Genomic DNA, 14,250 nt, shown 5'->3' with positions numbered 1-14,250 from the left:
GAGACCAGTCCAGACATAACAACAAAAAATCGTCAAAGGGGCTTCATTCATGCGTAAACCAGAACTCGCCGCCGCCATCGCGGAAAAAGCAGACCTCACCAAGGAACAGGCCAACCGGGTCCTCAACGCCGTCCTCGAAGAAATCACCGGCGCCCTGCACCGCAAGGACAGCGTTACCCTCGTAGGTTTCGGCACCTTCCTGCAACGCCACCGCGGCGCCCGCACCGGCAAGAACCCGCAAACCGGTGAGCCAGTGAAAATCAAGGCCAGCAATACCGTTGCATTCAAACCGGGCAAGTACCTGAAGGATCAGGTGAATTAATCATTGCCCCGGGGCCCTCGTTCAGAGGAAAAAAGGGTAGTAAAAAGGGTACGCCGGTAAATCGGGTACCCTTTTTTATTTTGATGCCCACCGCTCGCGTCAATCGAAAACCAGGAGATCGCAGCCCTTGTCGTCAAGCATGTCGGTGAACGATGGCAGCCGGGCGACGAACTCCGTTTCGAACGCCAGGTAGCGATCCTGCGTCGGCAAATAACGAATCTGCGGTTTGATGCGCCGGATATCCTGGGAAGACAGCTTCAGCACCTGATGGCTGCTCTGGTTCCAGAACCAGGCCAGGGTGTGGGAGCCGAATGTCTGGGTCTCGTAATTCCAGACCCACCAATCGCCATGTCCGCGGGACACATGGATCTTGCCGTGAAACGTACGCAGCGTGATCACCTGCTTGGGTTGCGTGACGAGCAGGCGCGTGTCCTGGCGCAGCTCGCTGCCGAAGCCGTCCAGCACCGCCTTCGTTGCGGTCCCGGTTACCACGTTGAAGCGCCACGCCAACAGCACCGTCTCGTGAAAGCGCGGGTCTTCGAGGTTGGGTCGCTTGTCTTCGCTGAACAACAGGACTTCATCGCCCCCCAGGTACGCGCTCGAAGCCCTAAGGATATAGCCATCAACCACTGGCATTGGTTTGGCGGGCAGGGCGGGCTGCCCGATGTCCTGATGCCAGATCCAGCACGCCGGCCCGTTGTGCTGCATGAACAGCAAGCGGCGTGACCCGATGGGCAGGAGGGTGAGTTCATCCGGGTGTTCGAAGATCACTTCACTGCCGTGGGCCGTGATCCGCCAGATACGCGTCAAAGGCTCTGGCTGGTAAATGCGCTGGCGTTCGAATAGTTCATCGTCGAGCACTACGCAGGGCTGTTCGAACTCTGGCCATTCCATCCCGCAGGGGCCGAAGGCGCGGACAGTCTCGCCTTGGCGGATTTCGTACTGATAGCGATCCTCCGAGCTGTAGTCGCCTTTTTTGACCCGTCGTTTCCAGACGCTGCCTTGAGCACTGGCATCGATGAGCGTCAGATCGGCGCCATCGACCCTGTCGTTGCGGTGTTCGAGCATGTCCTGTTCGGTGGGTGGCCAGGGGTTGTAATCGATCAGAAAGCACAACCACTGATCGTCGTCCTGCTCGGTGACGGCAGCCCAACCGTTGCGGTAGTTGTATTCATGGACATAGGTGGGGCCGGGATAGTCATGCACGTCCTGCAGCCAATTGAGCTTGCTGCGTCTGGGCTTGGTTTTCTTGCGATTTGAGCGGGCAGGCGTGGGCGGCTCGATCAACGTCGGGCTGAGGGGCAGTTCCGCGGCACGGTCCTGCCAATGGCTGGCAAACGCCTCGCGCTGATCGGCCGCAACGATGACCGGTCGATAATCATCGCCACCGGCGTCCAGGTTCCAGAGATCGTAGCCCTGGCGCGTGAGGACGCCTGCCAGCGCCTGGAAACAGACCTCCGGCATTTCGTTGGCAAGCTCATCCAACAGCGCTTCGAAAGGCGGGCCGGAAAAGACGTCGATATCGGGGTAGTAATGTTGGAACAGCGCAAGCAACTCGCCGCCCGGGGTTTTCCAATCGATATGGATCAGCGGATCAAAACCAGGTGGCATCGCGCCTGCTTCCCTTTGATAGAGTATGTGCCCATCTTAGCCTTGGACAGGGCATACGATGCCAGGACGACGCGGTGCTTACGAGTGATCGTGCGCAAAGGCGATGCAAAGTGAGACGGGGGTCATGGCCCGGAAAATGACTCGCCTGGGTGCCTTGATTGTTACCATCCATTGCTTGAAGATCTGCCGCTTGCCAAAGCCTCTCTCTTGCCTGGAAACGATCCGAATCATGACGCTCTATCGCCTTCAAGAAGCCGATCTCGATATTCCTGACAACTGGCATGACCAGAGCATCAATATCTTCAAGTTGCCTGCCGTGGGCGGTGCCAAGGAAGCCAGTTTCGTCATCAGCCGTGACCCGAGCCGGGGCGACACGCCGTTCGATGACTACGTGGCTCAGCAATTGGCGAGCGCGGAACAACAATTGCCCGGTTTCAACCTGATCAAGCGTTGGGACTTCTTGCTCCATGGCTATGCCGCCGTGCTGCTCGATTACAGCTGGCAGCGCGAGGGTCGCGAGTTGATGCTGCGCCAGGTGTTCATCGACCGCCAGCCCGTGGGGTTGATCACCACGCTGACGACCACGCCGAACGACCTGATTCATCACGAGCCGGCCTGGAAGGCGGCGATGCATTCTTTTAAGGTCCTGCCTCAGACCGCTTGATCACTCCGGGAAGATCACAACGCAATGGATATGCTGGCCGCTGCGCGTCTTGGCGATGAAATAGCCCACGGTTTTGGTGTCGCCGCGATGGTGGCGGGCGCCGTCGCGGGGGCGTTGATCGGTGCCGCGGTGGTGGCGGCCACCGTGGCGACCGGTGGCGTGGCGTTGGCGATCATGGCCGGTTCGATTGCCGCTGGCGGCCTGTCGATGTTCCAGATCCTCAAGGGCCTGAACACGATTTTCAACCTGCCCGAGCCCACGACGGGGGCGTTGATCATGGGCAGCCTGAATGTCCAGATCAACCGGCGCAATGCGATGCGCGCTGGCATGGACACGGCGGCCGGCTGTACCGGCTTGCCCATGAACCATCCGATCTGGCCGTTCCCGGTGTTGATCGCCGAAGGCAGCGCCACCGTCTTCATCAACGGCAAGCCGGCCGCGCGCTTGCAGAGCAAGATGGTGTGCGGCGCGCACATCAAGACCGGCAGTTCCAACACGTTCATTGGCGGGCCCACGGTGTCCGTGGCGTTTGTGCTCGACCTCGAAGGCTGGTTGCACACCGGTCTCGAAGCGTTGGGGATGCTGGCCGCGGGGGCTGCACTGGTACTGGCCGCCATGGCAGGGGCCGCTGCCCTGGCCACCGCCGTTGCCATAGGTGCCGCTGCGATGGGCGGCATGGCCCTGCTGGGCGAGCTGGGCGATCGCCTGGGGCCGGGTTATCGCGACCTGTTGCAGGGTGTGGCGGGGATGGCTTTGCTGGGCATAGGGCCGAAGTTGGCGAAGCTGGGCAAGCCAGCCACCCCGCCCAAGGCGCCCAAGACGTTTGAAGAGGTTTACGCAAAGGCACCGGCAGCCAAAGCGGAAATCGATGCCGTCGCCGATGAGATCGCTGCCCAGTATGGAGGCAAGGTCGCCAAGGCACCGATCAAATCCGAGGCGCGTGCCCGACAGAAAATCGATAACGATTACGGTGGGGATGCGACCCGGATCAAGGACCTGGCACGCAACACGATCATCGTCGAGTCCGACCAGATCAGCGCCGTTGCGACGGAGCTTGGCAAGCGAGGCGCGAACGTGAAGGTCATTGAAGGCGCCACCAATGAAATGGGCTACAGCGGCGTTAACTCGACCTTGCCAACCCGTGCGGGCATACCGGGGGAAATCCAGGTGAACTCGCCGGAAATGATCTATGCCAAAGAGCCGGAACCGCTGGCCCGGGCACTGCTGGGGGACGACACCTATAATGCCGTTGCCGCTAAAACCGGGGTACCTGGAGGGCTGGGTCATAAGTATTACGAGGACTTCCGGGTCTTGGACAAGGCCAGCCCGGAGGCGCAAGCTATTGCGGATAAGAGTAAAGCCTATTACGACGCGATAAGGGGGAACGGTGGGAATTAAGGATCTGAGCGCCTTCGCGAGCCGGGATGTGTTTCTGGATTACGACTTCGAGGAGGTGACCTACCGCTGGGACCATCGCACCAAAACGGTCTTCGTGAAATTCTACGGAGCGGCTGAAAGCGACCGGCCAGTACCGGCGGATAACCGGCTGTACAACGATGCAATCTTGTACGGCCGTGAGATTTCCAAAGAAGAATACGAGAAAGGCTTCGAGCGCCGATGAGCATTCTGGATGCTGCAATCGCCCTGGCTGCACGGGTCCACGCGGGCCAGGTGGACAAAGCGGGCAAACCCTACATCCTTCACCCCCTGCGCCTGATGATGGCGTTCGAGGGGCTTGAAGAACAGCTGGTCAGCTTGCTTCACGATGTGGTCGAAGACGGCGATGTCACCCTCGATGAGTTGCGTGCGCTCGGTATTCCAGAGACGGCCGTGATCGCTATCGATTGCCTGAGCAAGCGCCCGGGCGAATCGTACGAACAGTTCATTGCCCGGATTCGCCCCAATCCGCTGGCGACCAAAGTGAAGATCGCGGACATCCGTGACAACCTCGATCTAACCCGACTGCCCGTGGTGCGCGACAAGGATCTGGAGCGCGCTGCAAAATATCATCGGGCATTACTCTACTTGCAAACGCCGCTTGGGTTGTAGCGCAGGATCCAACAAGGTGCTCAGGCCGGGCTGTCGAAAACCAGTGAGCCCTTGATCGTCGCCCAATGCGCGGCTTCGGCATCGCCGAGCTTTTCGGCTTTCACATAACTCAGCGCCAGCAGCTTGCGAGTACCGGGCAGGACCAGGGCCAGTTGGTACTGGAAGACCTTTTCAGTGCCCTTGTTGAACTGGCTGCGCAGCTCGATGCCTTCGACGTCCTGGTGGGGCCCCAGGCGCACGGCGACGCCGGGTTGGCAGCGCAGGTCCTGGACCTGTTTTTCCAGGCGCGCCAACTGGGCGTCGAGGTTGCTTTGCAGGGTTTCGCCTTCAGCCAGCAGGCTGCGGCTGACGATCAACGAGGTGCCCAGCTCAGGGAATTTGAGGATGTTGATCGTCGCGTCGAGCAATTCGCCGGGCGGCAACTGGAACTGGAACTCATTGATGCGGTAAGTCATGGCGCATGGATCTCGGAATTAGCCCTTGGACGACGGGAACGCGGCCTTGATGTTGGCGTCGATGCTGGCTTTCACGCCCTGACCATCAGGCGTGGCGCCGGGGCCGCCGCCGTTGTTCAGGTGCAGCACGCCGCCGGTGTTGAACTCGGCATCGCCGCTGGCATAGAAACTGATCTGCACGCCCGTCAGGTTGATCTGGCCGCTGGCGTTGAGCTCCAGGATGCTTTCACCGCACACCAGGCGCAGGTTTTCGCCCACCTCGATCACATAGCTCTGGCTGATGCTGTCGGTCTTGCGCTGGCCTACGGACAGGATGTCCTCTTGCTTGACGATGCGCAGGCGGTTGTTGCCGATAGTCACCGTCTCGTTGTGGCCGATGCTCTTGTTGCGGTCGTTGCCCACCGAATGGCTTTCATCCACCTCGACCACAATGTCCTGGTTGCGCTCGGCATGGATGTACAACTGCTCGGCGCCCTTTTTGTCTTCCATGCGGATTTCGTTGAAATTCGCAGGCGTGCCGCCCTTGCTCGAACGGCTTTTCATACCGCTCTGAGTTGCATTGGCGGGCAGGTCGTAGGGTACGGTCTGTTCGGCGTTGTAGACGCGACCGGTGATGATCGGGCGGTCGGGGTCGCCTTCCAGGAAGCTGACGATCACTTCCTGACCGATGCGCGGGATCTGCATCGAGCCCCAGTTTTTCCCGGCCCAGGCCTGCGACACGCGAATCCAGCACGAGCTGTTCTCGTTGGACTGGTCGTGACGGTCCCAATAGAAATGCACCTTCACCCGGCCATACTGGTCGGTCCAGATTTCCTCGCCCTTGGGACCGACCACCAGCGCGGTTTGCGGCCCTTTGACGACGGGGCGGTGGGTGATGGGCAACGGGCGATAGCTTTGCTGGGCGTCGATGCAGGTCAGGCTGCTTTCGAACTGGGCCGAAGGGGTGCCGACACTGGTTTCGCCGCTTTCCTGGGAAAGGTAGTAACGAGCGCCAACGATCAGGTATTCGCGATTCTGGTCCTGGCGGTTGAAGCCGGTCAGGCTGAACAGATGCCCCGAGCCCAGGCCCCGGGCGTTGCCGGCCAGCTCGACTTGTTCATGTTGGGTCTGCAAGGCTTCGATACGGGTGCGGGCGTAGTGTTCGCCGTCTGCGCTTTGCACGTAGGTGCCGGGATAGTCGTATAGCGGATAGTCGCCGGCGGCGTGCGGGCGCGGCATGGCCGAGCGCACATCGATGCGGGCGCTGGGGCGCTGGAAGTCATAGTCGTTGAGCTCCAGGGAGCCGGGCTGGACTTCCTGGGCCAGGTGCCAACCGTTAATGTGATCGCGTTCGCGATGCTGGTCATTCTTCGGGTAGTAGGGCACCGATTCGTACCCGGGCGCCTTGGCGTGGGCGCCGTAGGCGTCCGCCAGCACCAGCACATGACGGCCCTGTTCGTGGCGGAAGAAGTAATAGATTCCTTCCTGTTCCATCAGGCGGCTGACGAAATCGAAGCTGGTCTCGCGATACTGCACGCAGTATTCCCACTCGCGATAGGGGCGGCTCAGGGCGTCCTCGAAATCCGAGAAGCCCAGGTCGCGGAACACCTGCTTGATGATCTGCGGGATGGTCAGGTTCTGGAAGATCCGGCAATCGGAGGTCCGGGTCAGCAACCACAGCCAGGGCCGCAGCGTGGCTTGGTAACTGGCGAACTGGCCCTGGTCGACGTTCTGGCTGAAGCGGGCCACGATGCCGTGGAAATGCCGCTCGCCACCGCCGTCCAGCTGCATGCTCACGCACATGGGCTTGCCGAGCACCTGGTTGAGGTCGATGGCGTTGTCCAGCGAGTGCAACTGCAACTCATAGTTGAACAGCCTTCCTAACTCTTCACCGCCGCCCATGTCCTTGAGCAGCAGCACCTCGGGCCCCAGGGGGCTGGTGATTTTGGCCAGGCGTGAGGCTTGGTTGAATAACATCGGTTATCTCGTCGTTGTAGGGACTGCGTCGCGTTTTATCTGCCGGAACCGGATCGACTTGTGGGAGCGGGCTTGCTCGCGAAAGCGGTGTGTCAGTCGACTGTGATGTCGCTGACAGATTGCATTCGCGGGCAAGCCCGCTCCCACATTGATCGTCTTCTTCCCGTCGCTAGGCCGCGTCGCTGAAATCGTATTGCAATTCGTTGTCCACCGCACGGATCCGTACGCCCGCCAGCGCCTTGCCTTCAAGCATGCGCGTCAGGAATTCACGGCTCATGTCCGGCAGCAGGCTGTTGGTCAGGATGGCGTCGATCATGCGACCGCCGCTTTCGGTCTCGGTGCAACGGGAGACGATCAGGTCGATCACCGCGTCGTCGTAGTCGAACGCCACTTTGTGGGTGTTCTCCACGCGCTTCTTGATGCGGTTGAGCTGCAGGCGGGTGATGGCCTTGAGCATCTCGTCGCTGAGCGGATAGTACGGAATCGTCACCAGGCGACCCAGCAGCGCCGGCGGGAAAATTTCCAGCAGCGGCTGGCGCAGGGCCTTGGCGATTTCTTCCGGCTCAGGCACGTTTTGCGGGTCTTTGCAGACGTCGGCGATCAACTCGGTGCCAGCGTTGGTAGTCAGCAGGATCAAGGTGTTCTTGAAGTCGATCACCCGGCCTTCGCCGTCCTCCATCACGCCTTTGTCAAACACCTGGAAGAAGATCTCGTGCACGTCCGGGTGGGCTTTTTCCACTTCGTCCAGCAACACCACGCTGTAGGGTTTGCGCCGCACCGCTTCGGTCAGCACGCCGCCTTCGCCGTAGCCGATGTAGCCCGGTGGCGCGCCCTTGAGGGTGGACACGGTGTGGGCTTCCTGGAACTCGCTCATGTTGATGGTGATGACGTTCTGCTCGCCGCCATACATGGCTTCGGCCAGGGCCAGGGCGGTTTCGGTCTTGCCCACGCCGGAGGTGCCGGCGAGCATGAATACCCCGATCGGCTTGCTCGGGTTGTCCAGGCCGGCGCGTGAGGTCTGGATGCGCTTGGCGATCATCTGCAAGGCATGGTCCTGGCCGATGATGCGTTTTTTCAGGTGCTGGTCGAGGTTAAGCACGGTTTCCAGTTCGTTGCGGGCCATGCGGCCCACCGGGATACCGGTCCAGTCGGCGACCACCGACGCCACGGCCTGGTAATCCACGGTCGGCAGGATCAGCGGGGTCTCGCCTTGCAGGGCCGTCAGGCGCTGTTGCAGATCCACCAGTTGCTCGCGCAGGGCGTGGCTTTCGTTGTCGGAAGCTTCGCTGGCGGCTTCGCTGTCCACCACGCCGACGCGCTCGCGCAGGGTGGCGCGGGTGGCGAGCAGTTCGTCCACCAGGGCTTTCTCTTCGGCCCAGCGGCTTTCCAGTTCGGCCAGACGCTCGCGCTCGGCGCTGAGCAGGCTTTCAGTCTGGGTCTGGCGAGTGCCGATGACCACGCCGATGGCATGCTCGCGCGCGATGATCTGCAGTTCGGTTTCCAGCGCTTCGATGCGCCGACGACTGTCATCCACCTCGGCCGGCACGGCGTGCAGGCTGATGGCGACGCGGGCGCAGGCGGTGTCCAGCAGGCTCACGGATTTGTCCGGCAACTGGCGCGCCGGAATGTAGCGATGGGACAGCTTGACCGAGGCTTCCAGGGCTTCGTCGAGGATTTGCACCTGGTGGTGCTGTTCCATGGTCGAGGCCACGCCGCGCATCATCAGCAGCGCCTTGTCTTCCGACGGCTCTGCGACTTGCACCACTTGGAAACGGCGGGTCAGCGCCGGGTCTTTTTCGATGTGCTTCTTGTACTCGGCCCAAGTGGTCGCGGCCACTGTGCGCAGGGTGCCACGGGCCAGGGCCGGCTTGAGCAGGTTGGCCGCGTCACCGGTGCCGGCGGCGCCACCGGCACCCACCAGCGTGTGGGCTTCGTCGATAAACAGAATGATCGGTTTCGGCGAGGCCTGGACGTCTTCGATGACTTGGCGCAGGCGCTGTTCGAATTCGCCTTTCATGCTCGCGCCGGCCTGCAACAGGCCGACGTCGAGGCTGCGCAGTTCCACGTCCTTGAGGGACGGCGGCACGTCGCCGGCGACGATGCGCAGGGCGAAGCCTTCGACCACGGCGGTCTTGCCCACGCCGGCTTCGCCGGTGAGGATCGGGTTGTTTTGCCGGCGACGCATAAGGATGTCCACCAACTGGCGGATCTCTTCGTCGCGGCCGACGATCGGGTCGAGCTTGCCGCTGCGGGCCTGTTCGGTCAGGTCGACGGTGAAGCGCTTGAGCGCTTCCTGTTTGCCCATGGCGCTGGGGGCCATGGCACCGCTGGCTTCGCCGGGCACGCTGCCGGCGTTGAAACCGTCGCTGGCGGTCAGGGCGTTTTCCGGCGAGTCGCCGATGTACTCGTCGAAACGCTCGCTCAGGGTCTCGACCTTGACCTTGTCGAACTCCGACGACAAGCCCAGCAGCGCGTGGCGCAGGCTCGGGGTCTTGAGGATACCGATCACCAGATAACCGGTGCGCACCTGGCTTTCACCGAACATCAGGCTGCCGTAGACCCAGCCGCGTTCTACGGCTTCTTCCACGTGGGACGACAGGTCGGTGATCGACGTCGAGCCGCGTGGCAGGCGGTCCAGGGCATCGGTCAGGTCGCGGGCCAGGCGCGCCGGCTCGACGTTGAACTGGCGGATGATGCGGTGCAGGTCCGAGTCCTGCAACTGCAGCAACTGGTGAAACCAGTGGGCCAGTTCCACATAGGGGTTACCGCGCAACTTGCAGAACACGGTGGCGGCTTCGATGGCTTTGTAAGCCACGCTGTTGAGTTTGCCGAACAACGCGGCGCGACTGATTTCACCCATGCTCATGGCTCCTTGAGGTCTGTGAGGTGTTGGCCTGTTCGGCGTAATGCCGGGCCAGTATTAAATCGTTGGCATCGGTTTCGGGCCGGCCCAGCCAGGTATTGAACCCCAGGCGGAAGCGACCGTTGAGTTGCAGCGCCGGGACTTCAGGCTGTTCCAGGACCAGGTTCAGGTCCCAGTCCAGTTCGTGCCCCAAGTATTCGGCGACCCAGGCCACCAGCTCGTTGAACGGCTGTTGGCCGGGGAGCATGCCCATGTAGTCGACGAGCTTGAGCGGCCCCAGGCGAATGCGGAATTTGTGCTGGCGATCCCACACATAGCGGCCGAGGCAAAAGTCGGTGCCCAACTGGTTGGCGCTGACGCCTACGCGGCTGCGCTCGGGCAGTTCCAGCCATTGGCCGACGTATTCCTCGATCTCCACCGGCAGACCGAAGTACTCGCTGAGAATCGCCTTCAAACCGTCCGGGTAGCGGGTCTGTGCCGACAGGTGGCCGCTGTAGTGCAGCTTAGCCGTATCCGGAATCAGGCCTTGATTGAGCAGGCTAGGCATGCCGCGGCCACTGAGGGCGGCCAGGCGCGCCGACCAATAATCATCATCCGGTCGGTCGTGGCTGACGGTCGGTCGCGCTTCAGCCCAGGCCCGGTAAAACAGGCTGAGCAGGCGATGATGAAACACGTCGAGAAAACGCTTGCTGGTGCTGTCGGCGTGGTTGCGCTGGCGTTCGCGCACATATTCGGTGATGTGCAACGGCATCGGGCCGTTGGGGCCACCGAGGCCGAAGAAGAACTGCTCCAGGCGCGCCGGCGTGCCGTCGGCACCCGGTTGTACCGACGCGAGGGTGGCCGGGGCGAAGGTGCATTCGGGCTGCTGCCCCAGGCGCAGCGGGTCATCGGCCAGGCGCACGGAATGGCCCAGGCGCGGCAGCTCGGGAGATTCGCATTCGATACGCCGCAAGGCCTGGAAGAAGTCATATTCCCAGGGCTCCTGGCGCATGGCGTCCAGGGTACTCACAGGGTCGGACGACGTCCGGGCTTGGCTTTCCATCGCATGATCTCGCCGCGTTCGGTGGTACGGATCACCGTCTCGGTAAAACTGTTGATCGACACGTAGCGTGCCAGGAAGCGTTCGAACACGGCGCCGAGCAGGAACACGCCGGTGCCGCGAAACGCGTTTTCATCGAATTCCAGGGTGATCTCCAAGCCGCGACCGAACACGATCGGGCCGGGCATTGGCAGGCGTCGGGTGCAGGCCTTGCTGCTGACTTCCCGCAGACCTTCGATCTGCAATTGCAGCGCCGCGTCGTTGTTGTCGCCATACAGGCGCAGCAGTTCGCGCAGCGCCGCGGCGCCCTGGCCTTGCTCGCTCAGGGACAGGTAGTTCAAGGACAACTGGCTGATCAGCCGCCAGGCCTTGGCATCGTGAGCGTGACTGGCCCGTGGGCGGCTTGGGCCGGCCACGCAGCGCACGGCCCCGACCGGCGCGCTGTCGGCCAGGGTGAAGTCGGTCTTGCCGTTGCCCACGCTCATGAACAGCGGCAGGTCGCGGTTGGTGCACAGCGCCGTCACGCCCAGTTGGCGCAGGTCGTGGCGATAGGGAGCCTGGTGGCTGTCCACCAGGCTGACAAAGGTTTCGCTGCCGACGTAGGTCGAACGCGGACCGTTGCGTCGCTGATCGCTGGACAATACCCGCGGCTCTCGGCGCACGCTGTAGTACGCCAGGTCGCGGCCATAACGGGACGGGTCGCGTACCGCGTAGAACGGCAGGAACGGTTGCTCCGGCCCGGTACCGTGGCCGGTGAGGGTACTCAGTGAGTGCACTTCGAAATCCATCGGCCGGGTGCGGTCGGCGATCACGTGGTGTTCGTTGACCCGTTCCGACAGGTGGATGCGATCCAGGCGCTTGGGAAACAGGTTGATGGCCGGGGTGCAGAACGGCAGGAACTGCGAAACGCCGACGCTGCCTTCCAGGCTCGGATCGTGGCGGTCGAACAGCACGATCAATTCCAACTCCTGACCGTCGCAGCGCTTGACCGCTCGGCTGAGCTGGGTGAAGTCGACAAACAGGAAGCGCTGGGGCAGGGCAAAGTATTCCTGCAGCAGGCGATAGCCCTGGAAGGCCCGTGGCACCACCGGTAGTGCCGCATCCGCATCGTCGAAGCCACGGGACCGCAGCGCGTCCTGTGGCAGGCGTTCTACCCAGTTGCCGCCGGGCTGGCGGGCGAACACCGCGCAGGCGTTGCCCAGCAATTGTTCATACAGGCGGAAAGGCTGTTCGTCGGCGCCGCTGAGGTACAGCGGCAGGTTGTCCAGGGCCAGGCTGTTGAACGGCAGTTCGGCACCGGTGCGCAGGGTCAGGCGCAGACCGGCCTTGGCCTTCGGCTCGCTGGCGGCCAGGCGCCCGAGCACGGTGGACGGGTTGCCGAAATACTCGGCCTGGCTGACTTGCAACGGCCACAACGTCACCGCATGGGCGGTGCGGTACTCGCAGCAGGTCTGGGTTTCCCGTCCCAGTGCCGCCCGCAGCACGCTGTCGCGAGGCAGCTCGAAGCCGCTGCTCAGCGAACCTTCATCCGGATCGGCCTGCATCTGCACCACGGTCATCGACGGCGTGGGCGCCAGGTAATGCGGGTAGGCGATTTCCAGCAGGTTGTGGGTGAAAGTCGGGTATTCGGCATCGAGCTTGAGCTGCACTCGGGCCGTCAGGTAGGCGAAGCCTTCGAGCAGGCGCTCGATGTACGGGTCGGCGCAGTCCATTCCGGACAACGTCAGCCGACTGGCGATCTTGGGGTATTCCTTGGCGAACTCCGCCGCGCTTTCGCGCACGTGGTGCAATTCCTGGTTGTACAACTCCAGCAGGCGCGGATTCATGAGCGCCTCCGCTGGTCGGCGTTGACCACCCGCACATGGCCGGTTTCCAGGTCCAGGTCGGTTTGCAGCATCAGGCGCAGGGGCACCGGCTGGGCCCACAGGTCGCCTTCGATTTCGAAGCTCAGGGCGTTGTGGTTCATTTCCGCCGTCGCCCTGGCCCGCACCCGCAGGGTGTGGCGCAGGATCCGCGGTTCGTACGTGGCGATGGCCTGGTGGATCAGTGCTTCGAGGGCCGGGACGTCAACGTTCGACGCGCTGTTGCCGGCCAGTGCCGGCAGTCCGAAATTCACCACCGACGTCCCCGCCGGGGTATGCAACGTGGCGTCGTGGCCGAGCAAGCAGGTGGTGTTGAGCAGCCACGCCAGGTCACGCAGCACCGAGGCTTTCAGTTGGGTGAGCGACAGCACGCGCTTATCGGCGCTTTCCTTGGGGTTGGTCGGGTCGTCGTCGGTCAACCGGTCCAGCAGGGACGGTTGCAGGCGATCGCGGGTGGCGATTTCGGTTACCACGTAAAGGGCGCCACGTACATTTTCTGGTCCCAGTGACCCGGCCCGCAGGAGGCGAACTGGCTCACTTGCGAGACTTCCATCGTTCCCTTGATCTGGCGCACCGCCTGGAGTTTGGTCAGACAATCGCGGCTGGGGGCTGGCATATGCTCGCTGCGTTCAACGGTGAAGATCGGAACTTGATTGAACATCTCCACGCGCAACTGCTTATCGGAACCCAGGCTGAACTGGCAAGGCCATTCCATATCGAGTGTCAGGCGGCTCTGGTCAGATTTGACAAGTGTGCAGCGACCTTGATCATTGACCAGACTTATCGGCTGTCCGACGAAAACTGCCTGGGTCGGCGCGGCAACAGCGGCAGTGTCCTGCCCGGCGCATGCACTCAGGCTGACGAAGCTTGCCGTCAGCGCCGAAAGGAACATTGGGCTGCGCATCAGGTAAGCTCCCAGAACCAGACGGCCTTGGACCTCGCGAACAAGTCTCCACTCTTGGTCAGGCCACGGTTCCACAGGTCAATGTGGTCGCCGGTAGGTCGACCGGCCGTATCGCTGCTTTGCTGGTAGCAATCCTTGAAGAAAATGATGCCGGTCTTGCCCATCAGCGTCGTACGGTCAGCCACGCTGTTGGTGTAGATCTTGGGTGGGCCGAGCTGGCTTTTTTTCCATAACCAGTTCGCTAGTGACTCCGCGCCACGGGCGTGCCCATGCGCGCATCGAGGGTCGAGCGTATAAGTCGAGGAGTTGACTGGCAACGTCCGTTCGCCACACAAGGCGATACTCATGCGAATGGCGCACTGATTGATCCAGGGGCCGTCGCAGGCCGGCGTCGCCGACGGGTAGGGCGGATAGCTGTTCCACAAATTGATAAACGAAGGCTTGGCCATGACTCAGATACCGCGCTGTAGAGGATTGGATTCGAGCAAGTACCAAACACCCCCGGCGCGTGGCACCGGGGGCGTG

At 62.2% G+C, this 14,250-nt stretch carries 14 protein-coding genes; 5 read left to right on the top strand and 9 right to left on the bottom strand.

Annotated features, from left to right (window positions below; all coding sequences use genetic code 11):
- The first annotated feature begins 49 nt into the window (after window positions 1-49).
- On the top strand, window positions 50-322 hold the full coding sequence (locus AD666_RS06340; RefSeq protein ID WP_053148861.1) for an HU family DNA-binding protein: 273 nt from the start codon (window positions 50-52) through the stop codon (window positions 320-322).
- 99 nt (window positions 323-421) lie between these two features.
- Here AD666_RS06340 and AD666_RS06335 read toward each other — a convergent pair whose 3' ends face one another.
- Window positions 422-1,933 carry a hypothetical protein gene (locus tag AD666_RS06335; RefSeq protein ID WP_053148858.1) on the bottom strand — a complete coding sequence of 504 codons (1,512 nt, stop codon included), beginning with the start codon at window positions 1,931-1,933 and terminating at the stop codon, window positions 422-424.
- Between the two features lie 229 nt (window positions 1,934-2,162).
- On the opposite strand from AD666_RS06335, the gene AD666_RS06330 reads away from it, so the two are divergent.
- Genes AD666_RS06330 through AD666_RS06315 form a run of 4 tightly spaced genes read left to right on the top strand, consistent with a single transcriptional unit; the run spans window position 2,163 to window position 4,646 of the window.
- The gene (locus AD666_RS06330; RefSeq protein WP_053148855.1) at window positions 2,163-2,597 is read left to right on the top strand and encodes a DcrB-related protein; all 435 of its coding nucleotides are present in this window, start codon (window positions 2,163-2,165) and stop codon (window positions 2,595-2,597) included.
- A gap of 24 nt (window positions 2,598-2,621) precedes the next feature.
- Window positions 2,622-3,995, top strand: coding sequence for a PAAR domain-containing protein (locus AD666_RS06325; RefSeq protein WP_053148852.1), 1,374 nt, complete (start codon window positions 2,622-2,624; stop codon window positions 3,993-3,995).
- Complete coding sequence (locus AD666_RS06320; protein ID WP_053148849.1) at window positions 3,985-4,218, top strand: hypothetical protein; 234 nt, start codon at window positions 3,985-3,987, stop codon at window positions 4,216-4,218. Before AD666_RS06325 ends, AD666_RS06320 begins: the two co-directional genes overlap by 11 nt.
- Window positions 4,215-4,646 carry a GTP pyrophosphokinase gene (locus AD666_RS06315; protein ID WP_053148847.1) on the top strand — a complete coding sequence of 144 codons (432 nt, stop codon included), beginning with the start codon at window positions 4,215-4,217 and terminating at the stop codon, window positions 4,644-4,646. The genes AD666_RS06320 and AD666_RS06315 overlap by 4 nt, the downstream gene beginning before the upstream one ends.
- A 20-nt stretch (window positions 4,647-4,666) precedes the next feature.
- Here AD666_RS06315 and AD666_RS06310 read toward each other — a convergent pair whose 3' ends face one another.
- The 8 genes from AD666_RS06310 to AD666_RS06275 all read right to left on the bottom strand — a co-directional run bounded on the left by AD666_RS06310 (window position 4,667) and on the right by AD666_RS06275 (window position 14,174).
- Complete coding sequence (locus AD666_RS06310) at window positions 4,667-5,101, bottom strand: DcrB-related protein (protein ID WP_053148844.1); 435 nt, start codon at window positions 5,099-5,101, stop codon at window positions 4,667-4,669.
- An 18-nt stretch (window positions 5,102-5,119) separates the two neighbouring features.
- Window positions 5,120-7,057 (bottom strand): type VI secretion system Vgr family protein, encoded by a 1,938-nt coding sequence (locus AD666_RS06305; protein ID WP_053148841.1) that lies wholly within the window; start codon window positions 7,055-7,057, stop codon window positions 5,120-5,122.
- 169 nt (window positions 7,058-7,226) lie between these two features.
- Window positions 7,227-9,917 (bottom strand): type VI secretion system ATPase TssH, encoded by a 2,691-nt coding sequence (gene tssH / locus AD666_RS06300; protein WP_053148838.1) that lies wholly within the window; start codon window positions 9,915-9,917, stop codon window positions 7,227-7,229.
- Window positions 9,910-10,962 (bottom strand): type VI secretion system baseplate subunit TssG, encoded by a 1,053-nt coding sequence (gene tssG, locus AD666_RS06295; protein ID WP_053148835.1) that lies wholly within the window; start codon window positions 10,960-10,962, stop codon window positions 9,910-9,912. Before tssG ends, tssH begins: the two co-directional genes overlap by 8 nt.
- A complete protein-coding gene (gene tssF, locus AD666_RS06290) occupies window positions 10,926-12,785 on the bottom strand; it encodes a type VI secretion system baseplate subunit TssF (protein ID WP_053148832.1) in 1,860 nt (619 codons plus the stop codon). Before tssF ends, tssG begins: the two co-directional genes overlap by 37 nt.
- On the bottom strand, window positions 12,782-13,294 hold the full coding sequence (gene tssE / locus AD666_RS06285; RefSeq protein WP_053148829.1) for a type VI secretion system baseplate subunit TssE: 513 nt from the start codon (window positions 13,292-13,294) through the stop codon (window positions 12,782-12,784). Before tssE ends, tssF begins: the two co-directional genes overlap by 4 nt.
- Window positions 13,288-13,713: a hypothetical protein gene (locus AD666_RS06280; protein WP_256222494.1), complete on the bottom strand. Its 426-nt coding sequence runs from the start codon at window positions 13,711-13,713 to the stop codon at window positions 13,288-13,290. The genes tssE and AD666_RS06280 overlap by 7 nt, the downstream gene beginning before the upstream one ends.
- Window positions 13,714-13,724: 11 nt before the next feature.
- Window positions 13,725-14,174, bottom strand: coding sequence for a type VI secretion system amidase effector protein Tae4 (locus AD666_RS06275; protein ID WP_053148820.1), 450 nt, complete (start codon window positions 14,172-14,174; stop codon window positions 13,725-13,727).
- Window positions 14,175-14,250 lie beyond the last annotated feature (76 nt).

This window comes from Pseudomonas sp. Pf153, from assembly GCF_001269775.1.
Lineage (GTDB): Bacteria > Pseudomonadota > Gammaproteobacteria > Pseudomonadales > Pseudomonadaceae > Aquipseudomonas > Aquipseudomonas uvaldensis.
This window is presented reverse-complemented; position numbering and strand designations above follow the sequence as displayed.